This is a genomic window from Flavobacteriales bacterium (assembly GCA_025210295.1).
Classification (GTDB): Bacteria; Bacteroidota; Bacteroidia; order Flavobacteriales_D; family Parvicellaceae; genus S010-51.
The window spans coordinates 73,695-97,873 of sequence record JAOASC010000026.1 but is presented as its reverse complement, the minus strand read 5'-3'; the positions used below and the strand labels follow the sequence as shown (position 1 = coordinate 97,873).

The window sequence follows — 24,179 nt, the reverse complement described above, 5'->3', positions numbered from 1 at the left end:
CATGATGAAAAAAACAAGTATCTTTTTCGCCTTTTTGACTACCTCTCTTTTAGGCTTTGGACAACAATTCAATCCATTTCACTACAACCACAATGGAATTGTAAACGATTCCAAGTTAGTACTCGACTTAATGGAGAAAAAGTACCCGGGGTACAAAAACCAAGTACAACAAGTATTCGACAATAACAAAAACGGGGCTTTAAAAAATGGACAAACCTACACTATCAATACGGTGGTACATGTAGTTTGGAAGAATAATGAAGAAAACATTCACGATAGTATTATTGAACGTCAAATAGAAATACTTAATGAAGATTACGGGAGAACCAATGCTGACACCGTCAATTTACGTCCAATATTTGACCCTATTGCAGGGAACCCAAACATTCAATTTAACTTAGTTGCTATTGAACGCGTGCAAACCAATGAAACTTTTTCCGTTTCATTTACAGGACTTCCTGACAATGTAAAAGAGTCTGCTAATGGAGGAAGTGACGCATGGAACACTGAATATTTTTTAAATATTTGGGTTTGTAATATTGACGGAGGGTTATTAGGAGCTTTATTTGGCTATGCATACCCACCAGCAGGGCTTTCTCATTGGCCAGGAGGCTCAGAAGCTCCCAACCCTAATTTAGAAGGTGTTGTTTTAGATTTTAGAACTGTAGGAGACAACAACCCAAATCCTATGCCTGATCCAAACGGAGGAGGAGGAAATGTAGATTTCAGAGGAAGAACAGCAACGCATGAAGTTGGACATTATCTTGGTTTAAGACACATCTGGGGCGATGGCGGTGGATTTTTTGGAGGAAATAGCTGTGGCGCTGATGATGGTTGCGACGACACTCCAAATCAAGGTGCCCAAAGTAACTTTGACTGTAACACCAGCTTAAACACTTGCATAGACTCTTTAGGAGGGCAACCTTCTCCTAATGACCTACCAGATTTAATTGAAAATCATATGGATTATTCTTCTGAAGCTTGTAAGAACATGTTTACGAACGACCAAATTGGAATCATGAGAAGTGTCTTGGAGAATGAAAGAATTGGTTTATTATCTGACGCTACTGCAATTAATGAGTATTCTGATGTTGCTATAAAATTATACCCCAACCCTAGTAATGCTATTGTGAACATCGAATTGGATCAAAAACTTGACAATGCTTTAATTAGAGTTTCTGATTTACTCGGTAAACAACTATTATTAACAAAAACTGACCAACAACCATTACAACTGGACTTTAGCCACTTCAATAAAGGGATTTATATTGTTGAGTTACTTGACAATGGAAACTCAAAACATATTGAAAAGCTAATAATAAAATAATCTTACCTATAATATAAATAGGTAAAAATCCTGCTTTGTAATATTCAAAGCAGGATTTTTTTTATATTGTCATTGAAAATAGTCGAGTATTAGGCTTGTTCTCCATCAGTCTTAAATCGAAAGCCATACAGACATTTCGTACAAACATTCTTCCTTCTTCTTTAACTGTTAATGTTTGATCTTCTATTAAAATTAAACCATCATCAACCATTTCTGCTAGCTGTTCTAAAACTTGTTCCAGTTCTTGAAACTTCATAGCATCATCTTTCCAAGAGGTTTTCATTTGGCACATCAAGTTTAAGATATGTTGACGAATAATCAAGTCTTTTTCTGTTAACGCATGACCTCTATAGATAGGAATTATCCCCTGAAGTACTTTCTGTTGATAATCCTCTACTTTCTTTTCATTTTGAGCAAATCCGTACCACGAGTCGCTAATTGAAGATGCTCCTAACCCAATCATTAATTTTGTTTTACCCGCAGTATATCCCATGAAGTTCCTATGCAATTTCTTATTAATCATTGCTTGATATAAAGAATCGGTGGGTAAAGCAAAGTGATCCATACCTATTTCAACGTAACCGTTTTTAAAGAACAACTCTTTCCCTAATTCGTATAGTTTTCTTTTCTCAGCGTCTTGTGGCAAATCATTTTCATCAAACCCTCTTTGACCATTACCTTTTATCCAAGGCACATGGGCATAACTATAATACGCTATTCTATCTGGTCTTAACTGATTGGTTTTTTCTATTGTTGCCCTAATGCTTTCTTCAGTTTGGTGAGGTAATCCAAATATTAAATCATGGCTTATCGATTCGTAACCGATATCTCTAGAATTTAGCGTTACTTCTTTTACGTTATCAAAACTTTGCACTCTGTTAATGGCGACTTGAACTTTATCATCATAATCTTGAATCCCAAAACTATTTCGTCTAAAACCTAGATCATATAATGTTTTGAGTTGTTCTTTAGAAGTTTGGTTAGGATGTCCTTCAAAACTATATTCAAAATCGGGACTTTTTATCGCTCTAGAAAAAACACCATCTATTAATTTTCTAAGGTTTTCTGCAGAAAAAAAAGTAGGAGTTCCTCCCCCTAAATGTAACTCTCGAATGATAGGCTTTTCCTCTAATAAATCACAATACAATTTCCACTCCTCAATAACAGATTCTATATAAGGTGTTTCTACTTCATGTCGTTTGGTTATTCGTTTATGGCAAGCACAAAACGTACATAAGTTTTCACAGAAAGGCAGATGTATATAAAGGCTTATTCCTTCTTCTTGGTTACTTTCTTTAAAAGCTTTTTTAACTGTTTCTTTCCACACCTCATACGCTATCCCATCAGCATCCCAATAAGGCACAGTCGGGTAACTTGTATAACGGGGTCCAGGAACATTATATTTTTGAATAAGGTTATTCATATTTCATTTTTACATCTAGCAACAAAAGCAGAACTTTTTTATCCTTCATATTCTTTTACCGAACTGATAAAAGCTTCTACATTTTCAAGAGGAATATCAGGCAATATACCATGTCCTAAATTTACCACATATTGATTTTTACCAAAACGATCAATCATTTGTTTAACCATTTTTTTTATCTCAGCAGGTGGAGAATACAGTCTTGTTGGATCAAAATTCCCTTGTAAAGTTACATTGTTTTTTGTCAAAGCTCTTGCTTTTTCTGGCGTTATAGTCCAATCCACACCTATAGCTGAAGCGCCAGATTTTGACATTTCTTCTAATGCAAACCAACATCCTTTTCCAAATGCTATCACAGGAGCATCATCTTTTAGTGCATCAATAATTTGCTGAATATACCTCCATGAGAACTCTTGGTAATCAACAGGAGAAAGCATACCTCCCCAAGAATCAAATACTTGCACAGCATTCACTCCAGCTTTTACTTTTTCCTTAAGATATAAAATAGTTGTATCCGTAATCTTTTGAAGCAAAGCATGAGCAGCTGTTGGATTGGTAAAACAAAACTTTTTAGCTTTATCAAAATTCTTTGACCCCTGACCTTGAACGCAATAACATAAGATAGTCCATGGCGATCCAGCAAAGCCAATCAACGGAATTTCGTTATTCAGTTGTTCTTTGGTCATTTTGATCGCATCCATAACATACCCTAATTCTTCTTTTACATCAGGTACTACAACACGATCTAAATCTTGAGTTGTTCTGATAGGATTTGGCAACCAAGGTCCTACATTTGGTTTCATTTCTACTTCAATATTCATAGCTTGTGGAACAACTAGAATATCTGAAAATAAAATTGCTGCATCCATACCATACCTTCTAATTGGCTGTACTGTAATTTCAGAAGCTAACTCTGGAGTTCGACACCTTGTAAAAAAGTCGTACTTCGCCTTTATCTCCATGAATTCAGGTAAATACCTACCTGCTTGTCTCATCATCCAAACTGGCGGTCTTTTTACCTCTTCACCTTTTAATGCTCTTAAAAATAAATCGTTTTTAATCATTGCTATTTGTATTTGATACTGCTATTTGTTTCATTGCTTCTTGAATTGCCAGTTTCGTCTTTTCGATATCTTTTCTAGTTAAAGAACTTGATAAAAACCAAGCTTCAAACTGAGAAGGAGGAATAAACACACCATTCTCTATTAACGCCCAGAAAAATTTAGCAAAACGTTCGGTATCACATTGCTGAGCATCAGAAAAGTTCTTTACTTCTTTTGAAGTAAAGAATGGGTTAATCATTGTTCCAAATCGGTTGACAACCAATTCTATATCATTTTCTTGAGCTGCTTGTAATAACGTCTCTTCTATTTCTTGAGCTACAGCTTCCAATTGTTCGTACGGATTTTGTTTTTTTAACTCTTTTAATGTTGCAATTCCTGCTGCCATAGCTATTGGATTGCCACTAAGTGTTCCAGCTTGATACATATTTCCAAGAGGAGCAACCATTTCCATGATCTCATTTCTAGCCCCATAAGCTCCTACTGGGAAACCTCCTCCAACAACTTTCCCTAAACATGTAATATCTGCTTCTATACCTAATAGCTCTTGAGCCCCTCCAAATTTTGAACGGAAACCAGTCATTACTTCATCAACGATTAACAAAGCTCCATACTCGTTCGCTAATTCTTTTAGTTCTTTTAAAAATTCATTCTGAGGGATGACAACCCCCATATTTCCTGCTACAGGTTCTATAATAACCCCCGCAATATCATTGTGTTTTTCAAAATGCTGCTTTACGCTTTCTATATCATTATAATTGGCTATCAATGTATTTTCAACAGCAGCCTTAGGCACTCCACTACTCCCTGGCATGCTTAACGTTGCAATTCCTGACCCCGCAGCAACTAACAAAGCATCTGAATGACCGTGATAACATCCAGAAAACTTAATTATTTTATCTTTTTGTGTATAAGCTCTAGCTAACCGAATAGCACTTAAAACTGCCTCTGTCCCTGAATTTACAAATCGAACTTTATCCATTGAAGGAAACGCTTCACATACAATTTTAGCAAGCTTTATTTCATTTTTAGTAGATGCTCCAAATGTATATCCTTTTTTTAAGGCTTTATAAATCGCTTTATCTACTTTTTTATTCTTATGTCCTAATAACATAGGCCCATATGAAAGCACATAGTCAATATATCTATTATTATCAACATCAACAATATGGCTTCTCTTCGCTTTCTTAATAAACAAAGGAGATCCTCCTACTGACTTAAAAGCTCTTACTGGAGAATTTACTGCACCTACTAAATGCTCTAATCCTTGGTTATATAATTCTTCTGATTTTGTGTGCTTCATTTCTTTACTAATTAAAATGTCTAATCTAATATTGATTTAAAATTTTAGCTGCGTCTTTCGCAAAGTAAGTAATAATAATATCAGCTCCTGCTCTCTTCATTGACAACAACGATTCCATCATTACACGATCTCCATCTATCCAATCTTTTTCTGCTGCTGCTTTTATCATGGAGTATTCTCCACTCACATTGTAACATGCTATAGGTTTTGAAAAGCTATTTCTTAAATCTCTAATAATATCCAAGTATGATAATGCTGGTTTTACCATTAAAATATCTGCCCCTTCACTATCATCGTATTGTGCCTCTATCATCGCCTCTCGTCGATTAGCTGGATTCATTTGATAAGTTTTTCGATCTCCAAATGCTGGTGCTGAATCTGCTGCATCTCTAAAAGGGCCATAGTAAGCTGAGGCATATTTTACAGAATACCCCATTATTGGAATATCAACAAAGCCTGCTCCATCTAACGCTACACGAAGTGCTTCAACTGTGCCATCCATCATTCCAGAAGGCGCAACCATATCTGCCCCAGCTTTTACATGAGACACAACCTGTTTTTGTAAATTGCAAACAGTAGGATCATTTTTCACATCTCCATCTTCTAACACCCCACAATGACCATGATCTGTATATTCACAAAAGCATACATCTGTTACAACATATAAACTTGGGTAGTTCTGTTTAATATATCTTATTGCTTGTTGAATTATCCCTTCGTCATTCCAAGACTCTTTTCCTGTTTCTTCCTTTTCTGAAGGAATTCCAAAAAGTAAAACAGACTTTATTCCTAATGCAACAACCTCTTCTAATTCTTTTGCTATACAATCCAATGAATATCTGTAAATACCAGGCATAGATGCTATTTCTTTCTCTATTCCAGTCCCCTCTTCAATAAACAAAGGATAGATAAAATCATTTACAGACAATTCATGTTCCTGTACAACGCTTCGAATACTTGCCTGCTTTCTCAACCTCCTAGTACGATTCATTTATTTAAAATATTTTATTACACTTTCTATTACACTTTCTATTGTAGGTTTTTCAGCTATTACTGTCTTATTAAAACTACTTTTCACTTCTCTTTCAGTTGAACTACCTATGCAAAAAGCAACGCTATCTCCTGCTAAATTACTCATCAAATAGGCACGAACAGCTGAGGGGCTAAAAAACAAGACCCCATCTATTTTTGGGTTAACCTGATGCGCTTTTAACTTTGTATGATAAACTACTCTTTCTTTAACAACAACCCCATTATCTCCCAAGATATTTGGCAACTCATCCCTCCTAATATTCCCACAATAAAAATCGATTATCATATCGCCTTGCTTAACAATTTCTAATGCTAATTTTTTGGACGAATCTGCTACAACTATAACATTCTTACCTAATTCTGTTAATAGTAAAGCTGTTTTTTCTCCAACACAATAAACCTCTTGTATTTTCTCTTTAAAAAAAGCAGTTTCAATAATTGATTTTACAGCATTTTGACTTGTAAAGATCGCTCTTTCCGCGACATTTCCGACTGCTGTAGGGGTATACTCTATTTCAATAAAATCGTTTTCATATATATCAAATGCTTTTAACGCATCTTTTTGGTGAGGCGTTAATATTTTTGTGGATTGTATCGTCAACTGGTTTTCCAAACTTATTTTTTTAACGCAGCTTTGATATCCGCCATCAAAGCTTTTCCTCCTTTATTTAATATAATTTCAGCACATGTTTCACCGAACCCTTCTATATTATTGATCTTTATTTTCTGCTCAACTGTTATTTTCTCCTTACCATCTATTGATAATACACATCCTTTAAAAACGACTTCTTCGTTAGCATTTACACATGCATAAGCTCCAATTGGAGCTGTACAACCGCCTTCTAGTTTTCTTAAGAACTCTCGTTCTATCTTAACACACTTCATCGTGTCCTCATGATTAATTAAGGCACAGATACGCTTCAATTCTTCATGCTGATCTAAACATGCTACCATAACGGCTCCCTGAGCAGGTGCTGGAACCATCCAATCTATCTCTTTGTATTTTTCAGGCAATATATTAATTCGCTCCAATCCAGCTTTAGCAAAGATAGCTCCATTCCAATTACTTTCTGCTAATTTTTGCATTCTCAAGTTTACATTTCCTCTTAAATCTGTAATCTCAGCGTTGGGGTATTTATTAAGCCATTGAGCTCTTCTTCTTAAACTACTAGTTGCAACCTTACCTCTTTCATCAATTTGATCTACACTAGGGTGAAGTGCTACAATATCTTGAACACTTCCTCTTTCTAAAACTGCCGCTTGGATAATACCTTTAGGTAATTGAGTCGGAACATCCTTTAAAGAATGGACAACAATATCAACCTCTCCATTTAACAATGCTATATCCAAGGTTTTTGTAAAAAGCCCAACAACTCCGATTTCGTATAGAGGTTTATCCAATACTATATCACCTTTAGATGATATTTTAACCAATTCGGTTGAGTACCCTAGATTTAGTAATTTCTCGCTTACTTTTTGAGCTTGCCAACAGGCTAATTCACTAGACCGCGTTCCAATTCTTATTTTTTTCATGTGCGCTCTCCAATTCTAAATTAAACATTTCTTTTACAAGGTGTATGCAAGTATCTGCATTTTCCATATTGGTATGAAGGTACGTTGCAAAATGTCGGATTATTTTTTGGTTAATTCTATCACTCACGGTCTGTATTTCGTTTTCATCAAAAGCTGAACTTTTCCTCTTATGATAATTAATTTCCTCAGTTTGAAAATCATTGAGTTTTTGTTTCAACATTTTGATCACAGGTGCAAATTTTCTTGCTTCTACCCATTTAATAAAATCCTGCTTTTCTTCTTCTATAATACTTTCAACTTTTGGAACTTCTTTTAACCTATTTTCTTTTGTTTCTTCTGTTAAGACCGATAAATAATCTACATCTACGACATATTTATTTGGCATTTTATCGATACTCACATCCACATTTCTTGGCACAGACAAATCGACAATATACATTTCTTTATCTTGTGGCAAATCTTCTTTTCTAATAGTTGGGGTTTGTGACCCCGTAGCAACGATTAGTACATCAGTATTTGCTACTTCTTCTTTAAGGTTTTCATATTTTCTTACCTCTACATCAAATTGATCAGCTAGAAACTGTGCATTTTCATATGTACGGTTAATCAAAATTACATTTTTATTATCTGTATAACTTAATACATTTTTAAGACTGTTTTTTCCTATTTCTCCTACTCCAAAAATGACGATTTTTTTACTTTTTAAATCTTGAACATTATCTTTTAAATATTGAGTGGCAGCATAAGCAACTGAAGTAACACCAGAACTAATTAACGTCTCATTTTTGACACGTTTACTCGTTTTTATTACACTATTAAAAAGTCTTTCTGTAAAAGCATTTAAACCACCTATTTTTTTCGAATTAGTTACCGACCTTTTTAACTGCCCTATGATCTCATAGTCTCCTAAAATCTGACTATCAAGTCCTGTTACGATTCTATAGAGATGGTTAATAGCTTGTTCTGTCTTTAAAATGTATGCTACATCTAAAAATTTATCTACACTACCCTCTACTACATTACACAACTTATTAATTAAGATATAAGGGTGCTCGACAAAACCTGAAATTTCTGTTCGATTACACGTTGACAAAATCAATACTGACTCATACCCCTCCTCTTTAAAGCTATTGAGTAATGCTAACTGCTGCTCTTCTGATAAACTAAACTCACCACGAGTCTTCACATCAGCTTTTTTGTAACTAAGTCCTACTAAATAATATTGTTTTTCCTTTTGATTTAACACAGGCTTCAATTTTCTCAAAAAATAAATCAAAACAAAGATACATTATCAGCCCCCCTAAAAACATCGACAAAAGAACTTTAAATATCGGAAATTGAACTAGAGTTTAATTTATAAAGAGTATAAATAACAAGCCCTAAAAAACATTAAAAAACCTCAAAAACATAGCAAAAGTCATGTTTTTATCATATTTTCGTCACATTACCAACTATTTACTCACAAAATAAGCTCTGATTATCAAAACAAAAAACATCGACATTAATCCCAAGGCTAATCCCACCCCTTTTGCGTTACAAATTTGTGACACAACTCCTGACTATTCCATTTTCATATATGAAAACGATTCTAAATTTGTTATTGAACAAGCTATTAATGCGAATCAAAAAAGCATGCTTCAAGTTTTCACTTTAAAAAAAGGGGCCTCGTACTCTCCCAAACACAAAGATTTAAAATATGAGCTTCTTCCATACACATTAATGGTTAACTCTGAACAAAGAAAGAACGATATTGCGTTTTTTACAATCCCTTCTAAATCTGTTATAATCATTGTATTGATTCCACATCAAACCATAAAGGCACTTCCTAACACCTATAATAAAAACGAAATAACAGACGCTATTAATAAAAATAAAGTCACCATTAAAAAGTATTCTCTTTATGGAAAATACAGAGAATCAATTGAGCAATATCTTGAATGGACTAAAAAACATCATTCACAAACGCTAAGCTTTAGATCATACACCTATAAGTTATTAGATATTTCTTTTTCTTTTTTAAACACTATCAAAAATTTAGATAATACAAAAAATGGAATTCATGATAAACTTGGATTAATTCATCAAATTATCACTTCTAAATTCGCAAACCCACCCTCTCTAAATGAATTATCAATTTTGGTGGGATTAAACATAAAAACAATCAAAACTGAATTTAAGAAAGAGTATGGAGCACCTGTTTTCACATACATCTTAAATTATAAAATGAACTTAGCAAAAGACTTATTACTTGAAAAAGAAATGAATATTAATGAAATTTCCTCTTTTTTAGGATATAGTACCTCAAGTCATTTTATATTTGCATTTAAAAAGAAGTTTGGTAGCCCCCCCAAACAATTTCTAAAACAAATGAATTAATTAATGCCGACAGAAACAAACTCAAATAACAAAGGAGTATTATTAATCAACTTAGGTTCCCCTAAAAGCACCTCAACACAAGATGTTAGAGCATATCTTGATGAATTTTTAATGGACAAAAGAGTAATTGATGTCCCTTACCTACTTAGAGCTATTATTGTAAAGGGATTCATTCTCCCTAATCGTCCTAAAAAGTCTGGAGAAGCATACAAGAAGATATGGACAACGGAAGGTTCTCCTTTGGTTGTCATTTCACAAGCTCTAACTGACAAAGTTCAGAAACAAAATGACATTCCTATTGAACTAGCGATGCGATATAGTGTTCCATCTATTGAAGAAGGCATTCTTAAACTCAAGCAAAAAGGTGTTGATGATATTTTAATTATACCTTTATATCCTCAGCATGCTATGTCTACTACTGATACAGTAAACGAAAAGGTAAAAGAAGTACAGAAGATTTTTTTTCCAACCAGCAAACTAACTTTTTTCCCTGCTTTTTACAAAGACAAAACTTACATAAAAGCATTATCAGACAAAATAAAAAAGGAACTTGAAACGAAAAAATGGGATTACCTTTTGTTTTCATATCACAGTATTCCTGAGCGTCACATTCGTAAATCTGACATCACAAAATCGCACTGTACGATTGACAACAGTTGTTGCACCACCCCCTCTAATGCCCATGAATTTTGCTATAGACACCAATGCTTTGCAACAACTGAGGCTGTCGTTGAGCAACTCAATTTACCTAAAGATAAATATAGCGTTGCCTTCCAATCTAAATTAGGGAAAGATAAATGGCTTACTCCTTCAACAAATCAATTGATTGGAGAACTCCCAGCTAAAGGCATCAACAACTTAGCTGTAGTCATCCCTTCTTTTGTAGCTGACTGTCTCGAAACACTTGAAGAAATAGCACTAGAGGGGAAAAAAGATTTTATGGAAAACGGTGGAGATAATTATTTTGCCATACCATGCCTCAACGAAGATGAACAATGGGTCGCCACCATTACTACATGGATTAACAACTGGTTAAAAAACAAGTAAATAAATGTTATACATAAAAGCTCTACATATTATTTTTGTTGTAACCTGGTTTGCTGGGCTCTTTTATATTGTACGTCTCTTCATTTATCACGTAGAAGCTAACGAGAAAGAAGAGCAAGAAAGGAACATTCTTCAAAAGCAATACAAAATAATGAGCAAACGTCTATGGTACATGATTACATGGCCTTCTGCCATATTAACTGTAATATTTGGCACTTCTCTTATTTTACTAATCCCAAGTTATTTAAAAATGCCTTGGATGCACCTCAAACTTACATTTGTCCTTCTTCTTTTAATCTACCACTTCTATTGCCATAAAATATTTAGACAACTACAAAAAGAAACCTATAAATGGAGCTCTACTCAACTAAGGATCTGGAATGAGGTAGCGACTATTTTATTGTTTGCTATCGTATTCCTAGTTGTTTTAAAGAGTACCCTAAATTGGATTTGGGGAGTTCTCGGAATAATTAGTTTTGGTGTTCTACTAATGGTACTTATTAAACTTTACAAAAACTATAGAGAGAATGCTAAACAAAATTAAACATTGGTTTTTGAATCTTTCTGTAGTTCGATTCTTAAAAAAGGTTAGCCAACGCATTTACCTCCCAGGATTTGAAGGCATGACTTTATATGATACTATTTCATTTTTATGGGAATCTTTTCAAAAGGCTCAATACGGCACTCGTAGTGCTGCCATATCTTTTAAATTTTTTACGGCCATATTTCCTTCTTTAGTTTTTTTACTTTCGCTGATTCCATACATCCCAATCGACCACTTTCAGGAAGATTTACTCTTTTACTTATCGGAAGCCCTACCTAGCAATGCTTTTTCGTTGGTTGAGGAAACAATGAACGATTTGATTACACGAAAACACAATGTATTACTTTCTATTGGTTTCTTGTTTTCTTTATACTATGCATCAAATGGCTTAAATGCTTTATTAAACAGTTTTAATAATTCTTACCAAATCGAAGTAAAACGCAACCCAATAAAACAACGTTTAATATCGTTTGGTGGCTTTGCCGTTATTACCATTTTTATTATTGCCGTAATTAGCTCTTTGATTATTGGAGAAATTGCTATTAAGACTTTATTTCAAGGAGGGCTCAGCCAAATAGGAAGCTTCTTGTTTCACCTTATCCGATGGTTTGTTATTATTGGAGGTACTATTTTTAGTGTTAGCACTCTATACAACATTGGCAACCCTGGTAGGCAACAATGGAAATTCTTTTCTGCTGGAGCAACGTTAGCTACCGTTATCATTATTCTTGCCTCTAAAGGGTTGATCTATTATTTCGACAACTTCGGCAAATACAATGAACTGTATGGCTCTATAGGCTCCCTTTTGATTGTCTTAATCTGGATTCAAACAATTAGTTACATTCTTTTAATTGGATTTGAATTATCGACCAGAACAGACTCTCAATCGAATTCAAACAAGCTAAAGACATAGGATACTAAAAAAGGGTAACCCAAATGGCTACCCTTTAAATTTAGTTCATCTATAGTTTTGGAACTATCGCTCTAGGATTAAAGAACCTTTATACTCAAAATCTTCTCCTGTATTATCTTTACCTATAATAATATAATAATAGGTTCCCTCAGAAGCTTCTTGACTAGCTTTAGTATATCCATCCCATACTCCATTTACTCCTTTCCATTCAAATACTGTTTGCCCCCATCTATTAACAATCACAGCAGTCAAAGATTCTATATTTGAAGTGTTAATTGTAAAAACATCATTAATCCCGTCTCCATTAGGAGTAAAGATATTAGGAACCTCTACATACGTTTCAACTTCTCTCCAATCTAACTCCTCTGATACTGCATCATCTAAATTTGGAAAATCTGTTGGTAAGCTCCCTCCATTTGTAGGCCCTCCATTATTAACTGGAGAAGTTCCATCCACATCAAAAGCGTCATCTATTCCATCATTATCTGAATCATTTCCTGTTGGTTCTGTATCTGGAATATTATCATTATCCTCATCCCATCCCTCAATTAGATCATCTTCATTATCATTATCAGCGTTTAAATCAACATAATCAGGTGCATCATCTAAATCAGTATCCAATGGATCAATTGGTGTTCCTCCATTATGAATATCATAAGCATCGTCTATCCCATCTCCATCAGTATCATTGCCACTTGGAGCAACATAGTCCAACGTAGATTGACTTTCAATATTATCTACAATTCCATCATCATCAGCATCTAAATCAAGGAAATCATGCACTCCATCATTATCTGTATCAGGATTAGGCAATGGTGTTCCTCCCTCAGAGGGATCAACGTCATCAGATAACCCATCATTATCAACATCTGTAATAGGCCCTGTTCCAATTACACCGTCTCCATCTGGATCTTCTCCTCCTCCTTCTATTACATCAACAATTCCATCATTATCTGAATCTAAGTCAAAATGATCAGGTATTCCATCTCCATCGGTATCAGAAGGATTTGTTGCAGGGTTATTATCTCCATCTAAATTTGCATCTTCATCCACATCTAAAATCCCATCATTATCATCATCTGGATCTTCGGCATCAACCACCCCATCATTATCATGATCTAATGGTTCTCTCCAGTCTAGTTGAGGCGTTGAAGGTTCTGCATCATTGGTAAAATCAGAAGGCACAGTTCCACCATTGGTAGGCCCTCCATTATCTACAGAAGAACTTCCATCTACATCAAAAGCATCATCCAGCCCATCTCCATCAGTATCATTACCTGTTGGCGCGACATAAGGATTATTACTTTCATCCACATCATTGACTAAATCATTATCAGCATCTGTATCTGTATAGTCATCTTCATCATCTCCATCTGTATTTTCTGGAACAATGGCTACACCACCACTATGAACATCATACGCATCATCAATTCCATCATTATCAGAATCATTTCCTGAAGGGGCTATATAATTATCTGAAGCTTGCCCCTCAACATTATCAACAATCCCATCATCATCAGCATCAATATCTATCACATTATCCATTCCATCTCCGTCCGTATCTGGATTAGGCAATGGTGTTCCTCCTTGAGAAGGATCTACTTCATCAGCTAATCCATCATTATCGACATCAGTAATAGGACCTGTTCCGATCACACCATCTCCATCTGGATCTTCTCCCCCTCCCTCTATTACATCAACAATTCCATCATTATCTGAATCTAAATCAAAAACATTAGGGATCCCATCTCCGTCTGTATCGTCGTTGGTATAATCACCGTCTCCATTAACATCCTCATCCACATCTAATATTCCATCGTTATCATCATCTGGATCATCTACATCCAGTACTCCATCATTGTCATTATCACAAGCAGTAGTTGTCACTTCAATATCCTGAGTATCTGTACCTCCACAAGTCCCAGATATGGTATAGGTAATCGTATAAGTTCCATTTCCTATTGTAGGATCAAACAATCCTGCATTTGCATCTACAATTCCCGTTCCAGACCAAACCCCTCCGGCAGTTGCTGCAGACAATGTTACTGTATCTCCAAATGGACAATATGGCCCTTGACTTAAAATTGTTGGATCTTGTGATTCCGTTACTGTAATAGTATACGAATCAGAAGCTGAACAACTACCAACATTTACTGTATGATTAACAGTATAAGTTCCTGCCCCTACTCCAGATGGGTCAAATACATTTCCTGTAACTCCTGGACCTGTCCACACTCCACCACTGGTTGTTCCTGTCAATGTCAATGGACTATCGGCTGAACAGATCGCATTACCTGATGTAATAGAAGCATCAGGAGTATTATTTACCACAATAGTTTGCTGAGTAGTTTCGGTACAATTATTCGAATTTGTAATCGCATATTGAATTGTATGACTACCAACTCCAGCAATTGTAGGATCAAAAGTATTTCCTGAAACACCTGGACCAGAGAATGTTCCTCCAGTCACAGAAGGAGTTAGAGTGACCGCATTATCAGCAGTACAATAAGGACCTCCAGAAACAAAATTAGAATTTGGCGCAGCATACACTGTAACCGTTTCTGTATCTGAATCCCCACAAGCTCCGGAAATCACATAAGAAATCGTATGTGTTCCTACTCCTGCTGAACCAGGATTAAATGTATTTCCTGAGACCCCTGGACCTGTCCAAGTTCCTCCTCCATTGGCTGCAGTTAAAGTCATTGAAGCCTCATTCTCACACATATCTGCTATTGCTACAATTGTTGCATCTGCTGTATTTGTAACTATAATTGTATGCGTATCCGTATCTGTACACCCGTTATTGGATGTAGTATAGGTAATCGTATGCGTTCCTACTCCCGCTGAACTTGGGTTAAACGAACTTCCTGAAACCCCTGGACCTGTCCAAGTTCCACCTCCATTGGTTGCCGTTAAATTAATTGATGTCCCTGCTAAACAAGTAGATGAAGTCGTTGTTGTGATGTTTGCTTCAGGTGCAGCATTTACAGTCACTATAGTATTGTCTGTACCAGAACACCCATTTGAATTAGTATAGGTATATGTTAAGGTATGTGTCCCTACTCCTGCTATATTTGGATAGAAAACATTTCCTATTTCTCCAGGACCACTCCAGCTTCCTCCCGAAGGAGAACCGCTTAATGCAACAGAATTCCCTGAAAGGCAATAATTCCCTGAGGTATTGGCATTGACAGTAGGATTAGTATAAACGGTAATATTCCCACCTAAAACCACGTAATAACATCCAAAATAATAAGTTGCCTGAACATAATAAGTTCCTCCTGAATTGTATGTATGACTGACAACTCCACTACCTGAAGAATTATTAATCGTAGTACCATCTCCAAAATCCCAATCAACCGAAGTTACCATAGGTACATCTGTACCTTGTAAACCAAAAGAAATTGAATTCCCTTCGCAATCATTCCCTGAATAGGCGATATAAATATCTGGCAAATCCAAAAAGAAAGACTGAATAAAAGTTGGTAATCCTAAACCACTCGTACTTCCGCCTAAATGAACGCCATTATTGGTCAAGAACGCTCCAGCAGTATTAGGGTTGGTAATATGTGCTAACCATCCTTGGCCATCTCTTGCTACATAAATCTTACCATCAGTTCCCAACTGTAACGCTCCTATTTTATTATCGTTTGTACTTGTGGCTGTTCCTACCAAGCTAGCTGAATTTCTTATTGCTGTAGCATTACCCGCTAATAAATCATATTGATAAACTTCCCCTGTACTATTTAATCCTCCATAAAAATAGGTCCCATCTGGTGAGAACTCTACTCCGTATGATCGGTACCATGGAACACCAGGGGGTAAGGTTGTTGAACTTGGACTTGGTAATGATATTGGATTAGAAACCACTCCTGTAGTATTATTAAAATCAAACAACTCAAAATGTGTTGCTGAATGACTAGCCTGTGTAAATAGTGCTAACCCCAACATATCCCCTTGAGGAGAAGCTTTCATATACCCTATTGACCCAGTATTATATCCACCAGTAACGTGATTATGGACTGTTCCTGTATTCGAAATAACGGGAGTTGTATTTAACCCGTTACAAGCGTCTACTAAAAAAGCCTGAAACTGGTTACTACCCCATTTATGACAAATCACCCATATATCTGAATTATTGGAATGCCTAACTGCTGTGATTTTTTCTGTTGCATTTGTCATCAACGGCATATTTTTAGTCGATGTTACAGCTCCTAACCCTCCACTCATACTCATATCCACTATTGAATAACGTACACCATTGCTTCCCGCTAGTTGGTCTACTGTAAAAACATAGTATCGATCTGGATAATATGGATAAGGAACGATTACAGCAGACTGACTTGAACTTTGATGCCCTAATAATCCAGAGCCATTCGTCATAACTACATGGTTTCTATTCCAAACATTTTGACCGTTGGTATAAAACAATAGATTCCCATTGGCATCAGAGATGGAGGCTACTCCCTCCCATTGACTAATTGCACCATTGGTTACTGCAACAGGGTTTCCTCCTGTAAAGTCTAACCCAGCATTATATCCAAAAAACCAATTTTGCCCTTCTCCTTGAGCAAACATAAAAACCGGTAAGAAGATCAATCCTATTAAATAAAAGTATAATTTTCTCATATTATTTTCCTGTTATATAGTTTTCAATAGCTATGATACCATCTTTCGTTAAAGCTGCTTTATTCTCTCCAACAGCAATCCATTTTTTTAATTCCAATGCGTTAGACGCTTTTGATAATGAATGATTGTATCCAGGAAAACCATTTTTAATTTCCCCTGAAGTGAAATACGTTTTTAACACCGCGACCTCTTCAAAGTATAAGCTATTCAATTTCACTAATTGATCTGCTTTCTTAATATTTCTAGAAGGCTCATTAGTATGAACTCTTTCTGCTTTCTGTCCCCAACTTATAGATACAGCAAATAATGCTATTACTACAATTCCTGTTTTTATTAAAACCATAATATTGTTGTTTAGTCTAATTTATTGACGTAAAAATCAAAAAACATGTTGCTTTTTCATTCTATACAAATCAAAATTAACAGCATATCCCGATATAACAACTACCTAATCATAAGTATTTCTTAAAAATAACATTTACATAACATCTTTATCTTCATAAAAAAAGCCACTAACACAAAATGCTAGTGGCTTTTAAAAAAGAGCTTTTATTGTTTCTAATCTACATTATCATGTAAAAAAGAATTGTTATCACTTAAACCTGTTCGGTTGTTTCCGTCTTCATCTTGAACATCTCCTAATGTAAATCTTGACACATTAGATTCAGATGAATGCGGAACATCATCTAAACGGATTTGTCTTCTTCTGTATGCTGGCTCATTTTCCATTTCTGTTAAACCACTTACAGTTTTTAGCTTTTGGCTATTTTGTCTAATTCTTTCTATACGTTGTTTCGCCAGCTCTATGTTATCTTCAACAGATGGTGTTTCTTCGATTCTACCATTAGACAATTCTGGGGTAACATTTTGCTCACCAATATTTTCTGTATACTCATTTGAGCTATTATCATCCAAATCATCTTCTAAAAAATACCTTACTTTACCATCATTTGATAAAGTTTCTGTTGTTTTTGGTTCTTCAGGAGTATCATTTGAAGTTGTTCCAAAATCCCAAACAATATTATCATTGTGTTGTTCGGAGACTAATGGACTTGCTTCTTCTTCTTTCACCTCATTAATTGGTTCTACAACTTCAGGAGCTTGTTGTGCTACTTCTATCTCAACTGCCTCATTTTTTATAAATGGTTCTGGAGTTTCTACAGGAGCTTTTAACTCAGACTCTTCCCTTTTTATAACATAAGGTTCATTTACTTCTGCTACTGGTTCGTTTGTTTGAGTTGGCACATTTCCTTGTACTGGAGATTGAATAGGAGCTGTAATCATTGTTGGCTGCTCATCCTCCAAGTTCATTCGAACTTTTTCTGGTTGTTTTTGTGGCAATCCAGTATCAGGAGAGACATTAAATCCTGTCGCAATAATCGTCACACTTAACTGTTCTCCAAGCTCTTCATCTTTAGCATGTCCCCAAATAACATCTGCGGTACTACCTGCTTCGTCTTGGATAAAATCTGTTATTTCCATGATTTCATCCATTAACACTTCTTTTTCTCCATAAGTAATATTTAAAAGAACATATTTTGCTCCTTTAATATCATTATCGTTCAATAGTGGAGAAGATAATGCTTTAGAGACTGCTGTATGTGCTCTATTTTCACCCTCAGCTTGAGCTGATCCCATAATAGCAACACCACTATCTCTCATTACTGTACTTACATCATTAAAATCGACGTTGATTTGTCCTGTAACAGAAATAACATCTGCAATACCTTTCGCTGCAGTAGAAAGCACGTCATCTGCATTAGAGAACGCATTGGCCAATGTAAGGTTCCCGTACATTTCGCGCAACTTGTCATTATTAATAATTAACAAGGTATCTACGGCATTTCTCATTCTTTCAATACCATCTTCAGCTTGTGTTCTTCTCTTTCGACCTTCGAACATAAATGGAACTGTAACGATTCCCACGGTCAAGATTCCCATCTCCTTTGCCAACTTAGCGATTACTGGAGCAGCACCAGTTCCAGTACCACCTCCCATACCAGCAGTAACAAAAACCATCTTCGTACTGTTTGCTAATATTTCTTTTATTTCATCTAAGTTTTCAATCGCTGCGTTCATTCCTACATCAGGAATTGACCCCGCACCTCTTCCTTCTGTTAGACTTGCCCCTAACTGTACTTTTACAGGTACTGGACTAATATCTAACGCTTGGTGATCGGTATTACACACTATAAAATCTACACCTTTAATTCCTTGCTGGAACATGTGGTTTACGGCGTTACTTCCTCCGCCTCCAACACCTATCACTTTTATGATAGACGATTGGTCTTTTGGTAAATCGAATTTCATCATTTTTTGCTCTTTTTTAGTTTAATAAGCTACTATTCGACTTAGCAGCTTATTAAACTGGTTGTTTTATCTATTGTTTTGTTTGTTGTTGGATTGTTATTCTATATTATCATCAAAGAAACTTAACACCTTTTTAAAGAAACTTCCCTGTGTTTTTTCAGAGTGCGTTCTTGTATGAATTTCTTGAGTAGCTTTATACTTTTCAAACTGTTCAAAACCTTTAGCGACCAATCCTACACCAGTTGCAAATAACGGACTAGTTACATTTACATTAGTATTTGAACTCAAATGTTCATTTGGATAACCAATTCTAGTATCCATTCCTGTAATATATTCAGACAATTGTGTAATGTGTTTTAACTGTGAACCACCACCAGTTATCACAATTCCTCCAATTAACTTCTTTTCATACCCTGAGTTTTTGATCTCGTAGTAAACATGTTCAATCATTTCTGTGATTCGAGCATTGATGATACTTGACAGGTTTTTGATTGAAATTTCTTTAGGATCTCTTCCTCTCAAACCAGGAATACATACGATCTCATTTTCTTGACTACTGTGTGGGAATGCCGTTCCAAACTTTGTTTTCATTAATTCAGCTTGACGATGCATAATAGTGCATCCCTCTTTGATGTCTTCAGTGATCACATTTCCTCCAAAAGGAATTACAGCTGTGTGTCTAATAATCCCATCATGGAATATTGCAACATCTGTTGTTCCACCACCAATATCTACCAAAACAACTCCTGCCTCTTTTTCTTCCTCGCTCAACACAGCTGCAGAAGAAGCTAATGGCTCTAATATAAGCTCGGCAACTTCTAACCCTGCTTTTGCCACACATTTATAAATGTTTTTGGCAGCTGCTATCTGTCCAGTAATGATATGGAAATTTGCTTCTAATTGAACACCAGCCATTCCAATTGGATCTTTAATTCCGCTTTGTCTATCGATAATGTATTCCTGAGGTAAAACATGAATTATTTCTTCACCAGGCATCATCACCAATTTATACATATCTTCAATTAATGAATCGATATCTTGTTGGCTAATTTCAGTATCACTGTCATTACGCGTAATCATTCCTCGATGCTGTAAACTTTTGATATGCTGTCCAGCAATACCTACATTTACGACATTAATTTCAATTCCTGATTTTGCTTCTGCTTCATCAACAGCGGCTCTAATTGACTGTACTGTTTTTTCGATATTAGAAACCACTCCACGTGTAACCCCTACACTTGGTGATTTTCCCATACCTAAAATTTCTATTTTACCATTATCAGTTTTACGACCGACAATACAAGCTATTTTGGTGGTTCCAATATCTAGCCCTACTACAATTTCTGGTGCATCCATAGTCATTTACTTTATCTTTTTGAACAAACTATTTGGTTATTATACTTGACACTTATGGTATCAAAATTATTTAATTCTTGTGGTTTAATTACTGCGGTATAAAACTGCTCTAAACGCGATAATTTATTTTCTATATTATCTGAGTTCCCCAGCATTAATCTATTTCTTCCTACTCTTGGTGTAATTTCAAATTCTGTCTTTCTATTCACAAACACCTGTAATGTTTGCAATTTTATTAAATCATTTTCATCAATAGCTTTAGCAACAAGGTAAATATCATCTATTGTATGTATTCTTTTTAAGCTATCGTTCATCATAATATCTTGTGCATTGATTACAGCACTATTATCATAATAAATCTCTCCTGAAAAAACAGGAACCCTTGCTATATAGGTTTCACTTAGAGGCATTGTATTCCCATCTTCATCTAAATAAAAACTCACCAAACCAGCATGCGTAATAATCCTTGCTATTGGTCTACTTTGATTTATTTCTAGTGATAACTCTCCATTATTCAGCTTATAAACATCTACCTTTTTTACACCTGGTGTTTCACGAATCACCTCTTCTATTCTTCCTACTTCAATATCTTGATAAGTTTGATTATTGAACGAATACCCTATGGCTAACAACTGCTCTTTTATCGATTCATCTGTAATAAAATGATGCCCTCCCTCTTGTGAGATCTGAATAGAAGGTGCAGCACATGGAATTGCCGAATAAGAATTATCGACAAACACTAAGAGAATCAACACCACTAATGTGAATGCACTCCAACTTAATATTTTTATTCCTTTTTTCATTTTATTTAGACTCAAGACTTCTAGTTTCAAGACTCGAGATCATTTTTTCTCTTATCGGTTTAATAAGTGTATCGATATCACCTGCTCCAAGTGTTAACAGTACCTCTATATCTTTTATTTCTAATTTTTCTACTAACTCTTCTTTTGTTACTAATTCTTTCTGCTCTAGCTTAACCTTATCGAACAACATCTTTGAATCAACCCCTTCGATTGGCAATTCTCTAGCAGGATAAATATCTAGTAAAAATAGCTCATCCAGTAATGCTAAACTTTCTCCAAATCCCTCTGCAAAATCACGTGTTCTTGAATACAAATGTGGCTGAAAAACGCCCGTAATTTTTTTATCAGGATACATCATTCTTACTGAATTAATACAAGCCTTTAGTTCTTCTGGATGATGTGCATAGTCATCGATATAAACAAAATCATCTGTTTTCACTTGATATTCAAATCTTCTTCTAACTCCTTTAAAACTTGCCAACCCCTCTTTTATATCCTTTTCTGACAAATCGAGTTTTATTCCTATTGCAATAGCAGCCAAGGAATTCTCTACATTGTGTAAACCTGGCAATCCTACTGTTACATCTTTTATTAATCCTTTTGGTGTTTGCACATCAAAATGAAAACACCCGTTAATTACTTTTATATTTTTAGCGTAAACATCTGCTTCTTCATTCACAGCATAAGTAATCGTATTCGAATAATTAAGCTTTAATCCTTTCCTTAAGATTAACAGCCCATCTTCTGGAAGTTTATTGACATACTCCTGAAAAGACGCCAACAAATAATCGTGTGCTGAATAGATATCTAAATGATCTGCATCTGTAGAAGTGACCACAGCAATATTAGGCGACAGCGTTAAAAACGAACGGTCATATTCATCAGCTTCTATAACAGTAGCTTGTGATGGATTGGAGAAAATAAAGTTTGAATTAAAATTGGTACTAATCCCCCCTAAAAAAGCATCACAACTATACTTAGCATTATCTAATAAATGTGCTACAATTGTTGAAGTTGTTGTTTTCCCATGTGTTCCAGCTACCCCAATTGTAAATGCTCCTTGAGTAATCATCCCCAGAACTTCTGAACGTTTAACAACCTCAAATTCATTTGCCCTAAAGTAATTTAACTCTTCATGTGTATCTGGTATGGCAGGAGTATAAACCACTAAGGTATCTCTATATTTATGAGACTTTGGAATTTCATTAATCGCATCGTTATAATGAATCATACACCCTTCTTTTTCAAGCTCTTGTGTTAAAGGCGTTGAAACACGATCGTAACCTGCAACATTCACATCTTTTGATAAAAAATAACGTGCAATTGCGCTCATACCGATTCCACCGATACCAACAAAATAAACATTATATATTTTATCTAATTGCATTTATTTTTTTTACAGTTTTTTACTTTTTTTTATTTTCAGCTATGATATTCAAGACTTCAGTTGCAATATCCTTTGCTGCATTCGGCCTACCCAAAACAGCTATATTCTTCTCTAAATCAGCCTGTTGAGACTCATTTTCAAGAAGAGATAATACAGTTGGTACTAATTTCGTAATTGATTCAACGTCTCTAACAAGCAGTGCTGCATTTTTATTAACAAGGGATTGGGCATTTTTCGTTTGATGATCTTCTGATACATTAGGAGACGGCACTAAAACACATGGTTTTTTTACTAAACACAATTCACTTACCGATAATGCTCCAGCTCTACTAATCACAACATCAGCTGCAGCATAAGCTAAATCCATTTTAGCAATAAAAGGCATTGCTTTTATCGCTGGGTTATTATTCTTCTTAGCTGCTGCCTGCATCTCTTCATCATAAAACTTTCCTGTTTGCCAAATCAATTGAACCCCTGCTTTATTCAACAATTCAAAATTTTCTTTTACACTATCATTCAACGTTCTAGCCCCTAAACTCCCCCCTATAATCAATACTGTTTTTTTATCAGCATCTAACTTGAAATGCGCTATTGCTTCAGCTCTTTTATCTTCAATAGATAAAATATCCTTTCGGACAGGGTTTCCAGTTAACTTAATTTTAGAGGCATCAAAAAAGCGCCCCATATTATCATAAGCCACACAAATTACCTTTGCTTTTTTTGCTAATAACTTATTGGTAATACCTGCATAGGAGTTCTGCTCTTGAAGTACAGTAGGCTTCTTTAATCGCTCTGACATCTTTAATGTTGGCCCACTAGCATAACCCCCAACTCCAACTGCCACATCTGGATTGAAATCTTTAACAATTTTTTTGGCTACTCGTAAACTTTTCAGCAATTTAAAGGGAAAAGCTAAATTCTTTAAGGTTAACTTTCTTTGTAACCCTACAACATCTAAGCCTTTAATTTCATATCCAGCTGCAGGAACTTTTTCCATTTCCATTTTCCCATTGGCCCCTACAAACAGGATTTCTGCTGATGGCTCCAACTCTTTTATTGCATTAGCAATAGCAATTGCTGGATAAATATGCCCCCCTGTTCCTCCTCCACTTATAATAACTCTTGGCGAACTCAT

19 protein-coding genes are annotated in these 24,179 nt (G+C 35.3%); 5 read left to right on the top strand and 14 right to left on the bottom strand.

Annotated features, from left to right (window positions below):
• Position 1: 1 nt before the first annotated feature.
• Positions 2-1,327: a zinc-dependent metalloprotease gene (locus N4A35_07560; protein MCT4581259.1), complete on the top strand. Its 1,326-nt coding sequence runs from the start codon at positions 2-4 to the stop codon at positions 1,325-1,327.
• A gap of 61 nt (positions 1,328-1,388) precedes the next feature.
• On the opposite strand, the gene hemN is transcribed toward N4A35_07560, so the two are convergent.
• Genes hemN through hemA form a run of 7 tightly spaced genes read right to left on the bottom strand, consistent with a single transcriptional unit; the run spans position 1,389 to position 8,925 of the window.
• Complete coding sequence (gene hemN, locus N4A35_07555; GenBank protein ID MCT4581258.1) at positions 1,389-2,750, bottom strand: oxygen-independent coproporphyrinogen III oxidase; 1,362 nt, start codon at positions 2,748-2,750, stop codon at positions 1,389-1,391.
• 38 nt (positions 2,751-2,788) lie between these two features.
• On the bottom strand, positions 2,789-3,814 hold the full coding sequence (gene hemE, locus N4A35_07550; protein ID MCT4581257.1) for a uroporphyrinogen decarboxylase: 1,026 nt from the start codon (positions 3,812-3,814) through the stop codon (positions 2,789-2,791).
• Positions 3,807-5,114, bottom strand: a complete 1,308-nt coding sequence (gene hemL, locus N4A35_07545; protein MCT4581256.1) for a glutamate-1-semialdehyde 2,1-aminomutase — start codon at positions 5,112-5,114, stop codon at positions 3,807-3,809. Before hemL ends, hemE begins: the two co-directional genes overlap by 8 nt.
• A 25-nt stretch (positions 5,115-5,139) precedes the next feature.
• Positions 5,140-6,105 (bottom strand): porphobilinogen synthase, encoded by a 966-nt coding sequence (gene hemB / locus N4A35_07540; GenBank protein ID MCT4581255.1) that lies wholly within the window; start codon positions 6,103-6,105, stop codon positions 5,140-5,142.
• On the bottom strand, positions 6,106-6,759 hold the full coding sequence (locus tag N4A35_07535) for a uroporphyrinogen-III synthase (GenBank protein ID MCT4581254.1): 654 nt from the start codon (positions 6,757-6,759) through the stop codon (positions 6,106-6,108). It abuts the gene before it with no gap.
• 2 nt (positions 6,760-6,761) lie between these two features.
• Positions 6,762-7,679 (bottom strand): hydroxymethylbilane synthase, encoded by a 918-nt coding sequence (gene hemC / locus N4A35_07530; GenBank protein ID MCT4581253.1) that lies wholly within the window; start codon positions 7,677-7,679, stop codon positions 6,762-6,764.
• Positions 7,648-8,925: a glutamyl-tRNA reductase gene (gene hemA, locus N4A35_07525; GenBank protein ID MCT4581252.1), complete on the bottom strand. Its 1,278-nt coding sequence runs from the start codon at positions 8,923-8,925 to the stop codon at positions 7,648-7,650. Before hemA ends, hemC begins: the two co-directional genes overlap by 32 nt.
• A 386-nt stretch (positions 8,926-9,311) precedes the next feature.
• On the opposite strand from hemA, the gene N4A35_07520 reads away from it, so the two are divergent.
• The 4 genes from N4A35_07520 to N4A35_07505 are packed head-to-tail and all read left to right on the top strand — an operon-like array spanning position 9,312 to position 12,559.
• Positions 9,312-10,055 (top strand): AraC family transcriptional regulator, encoded by a 744-nt coding sequence (locus N4A35_07520; protein MCT4581251.1) that lies wholly within the window; start codon positions 9,312-9,314, stop codon positions 10,053-10,055.
• Between the two features lie 3 nt (positions 10,056-10,058).
• A complete protein-coding gene (gene hemH / locus N4A35_07515; protein ID MCT4581250.1) occupies positions 10,059-11,102 on the top strand; it encodes a ferrochelatase in 1,044 nt (347 codons plus the stop codon).
• Positions 11,103-11,106: 4 nt separating this feature from the next.
• Positions 11,107-11,646: a protoporphyrinogen oxidase HemJ gene (gene hemJ / locus N4A35_07510; protein MCT4581249.1), complete on the top strand. Its 540-nt coding sequence runs from the start codon at positions 11,107-11,109 to the stop codon at positions 11,644-11,646.
• Positions 11,630-12,559, top strand: coding sequence for a YihY/virulence factor BrkB family protein (locus tag N4A35_07505; protein MCT4581248.1), 930 nt, complete (start codon positions 11,630-11,632; stop codon positions 12,557-12,559). Before hemJ ends, N4A35_07505 begins: the two co-directional genes overlap by 17 nt.
• A 63-nt stretch (positions 12,560-12,622) precedes the next feature.
• Here the strand turns inward: N4A35_07505 and N4A35_07500 are convergent, their stop codons facing one another.
• From N4A35_07500 to murG, 7 genes are all read right to left on the bottom strand, one after another.
• Positions 12,623-17,188 carry a gliding motility-associated C-terminal domain-containing protein gene (locus N4A35_07500; protein MCT4581247.1) on the bottom strand — a complete coding sequence of 1,522 codons (4,566 nt, stop codon included), beginning with the start codon at positions 17,186-17,188 and terminating at the stop codon, positions 12,623-12,625.
• A gap of 1 nt (position 17,189) precedes the next feature.
• On the bottom strand, positions 17,190-17,531 hold the full coding sequence (locus N4A35_07495; GenBank protein ID MCT4581246.1) for a hypothetical protein: 342 nt from the start codon (positions 17,529-17,531) through the stop codon (positions 17,190-17,192).
• Positions 17,532-17,746: 215 nt separating this feature from the next.
• Positions 17,747-19,498, bottom strand: coding sequence for a cell division protein FtsZ (gene ftsZ, locus N4A35_07490; protein ID MCT4581245.1), 1,752 nt, complete (start codon positions 19,496-19,498; stop codon positions 17,747-17,749).
• A 96-nt stretch (positions 19,499-19,594) separates the two neighbouring features.
• Positions 19,595-20,854 (bottom strand): cell division protein FtsA, encoded by a 1,260-nt coding sequence (gene ftsA / locus N4A35_07485; protein MCT4581244.1) that lies wholly within the window; start codon positions 20,852-20,854, stop codon positions 19,595-19,597.
• 11 nt (positions 20,855-20,865) lie between these two features.
• Positions 20,866-21,657 carry a hypothetical protein gene (locus N4A35_07480; GenBank protein ID MCT4581243.1) on the bottom strand — a complete coding sequence of 264 codons (792 nt, stop codon included), beginning with the start codon at positions 21,655-21,657 and terminating at the stop codon, positions 20,866-20,868.
• Position 21,658: 1 nt separating this feature from the next.
• Positions 21,659-23,044: a UDP-N-acetylmuramate--L-alanine ligase gene (gene murC / locus N4A35_07475; GenBank protein MCT4581242.1), complete on the bottom strand. Its 1,386-nt coding sequence runs from the start codon at positions 23,042-23,044 to the stop codon at positions 21,659-21,661.
• 19 nt (positions 23,045-23,063) lie between these two features.
• The gene (gene murG, locus N4A35_07470; GenBank protein ID MCT4581241.1) at positions 23,064-24,179 is read right to left on the bottom strand and encodes an undecaprenyldiphospho-muramoylpentapeptide beta-N-acetylglucosaminyltransferase; all 1,116 of its coding nucleotides are present in this window, start codon (positions 24,177-24,179) and stop codon (positions 23,064-23,066) included.

Coding starts and splice junctions, on each gene's coding strand:
- hemC (MCT4581253.1), bottom strand. CDS start 7,679: ATGAAAAAAATAAGAATTGGAACGCGGTCTAGTGAATTAGCCTGTTGG.
- ftsA (MCT4581244.1), bottom strand. CDS start 20,854: ATGGATGCACCAGAAATTGTAGTAGGGCTAGATATTGGAACCACCAAA.
- hemH (MCT4581250.1), top strand. CDS start 10,059: ATGCCGACAGAAACAAACTCAAATAACAAAGGAGTATTATTAATCAAC.
- N4A35_07505 (MCT4581248.1), top strand. CDS start 11,630: ATGCTAAACAAAATTAAACATTGGTTTTTGAATCTTTCTGTAGTTCGA.
- N4A35_07500 (MCT4581247.1), bottom strand. CDS start 17,188: ATGAGAAAATTATACTTTTATTTAATAGGATTGATCTTCTTACCGGTT.
- hemE (MCT4581257.1), bottom strand. CDS start 3,814: ATGATTAAAAACGATTTATTTTTAAGAGCATTAAAAGGTGAAGAGGTA.
- hemB (MCT4581255.1), bottom strand. CDS start 6,105: ATGAATCGTACTAGGAGGTTGAGAAAGCAGGCAAGTATTCGAAGCGTT.
- hemN (MCT4581258.1), bottom strand. CDS start 2,750: ATGAATAACCTTATTCAAAAATATAATGTTCCTGGACCCCGTTATACA.
- murC (MCT4581242.1), bottom strand. CDS start 23,044: ATGCAATTAGATAAAATATATAATGTTTATTTTGTTGGTATCGGTGGA.
- N4A35_07520 (MCT4581251.1), top strand. CDS start 9,312: ATGCTTCAAGTTTTCACTTTAAAAAAAGGGGCCTCGTACTCTCCCAAA.
- hemJ (MCT4581249.1), top strand. CDS start 11,107: ATGTTATACATAAAAGCTCTACATATTATTTTTGTTGTAACCTGGTTT.
- ftsZ (MCT4581245.1), bottom strand. CDS start 19,498: ATGAAATTCGATTTACCAAAAGACCAATCGTCTATCATAAAAGTGATA.
- murG (MCT4581241.1), bottom strand. CDS start 24,179: ATGAGTTCGCCAAGAGTTATTATAAGTGGAGGAGGAACAGGGGGGCAT.
- N4A35_07480 (MCT4581243.1), bottom strand. CDS start 21,657: ATGAAAAAAGGAATAAAAATATTAAGTTGGAGTGCATTCACATTAGTG.
- N4A35_07560 (MCT4581259.1), top strand. CDS start 2: ATGATGAAAAAAACAAGTATCTTTTTCGCCTTTTTGACTACCTCTCTT.
- hemL (MCT4581256.1), bottom strand. CDS start 5,114: ATGAAGCACACAAAATCAGAAGAATTATATAACCAAGGATTAGAGCAT.
- N4A35_07495 (MCT4581246.1), bottom strand. CDS start 17,531: ATGGTTTTAATAAAAACAGGAATTGTAGTAATAGCATTATTTGCTGTA.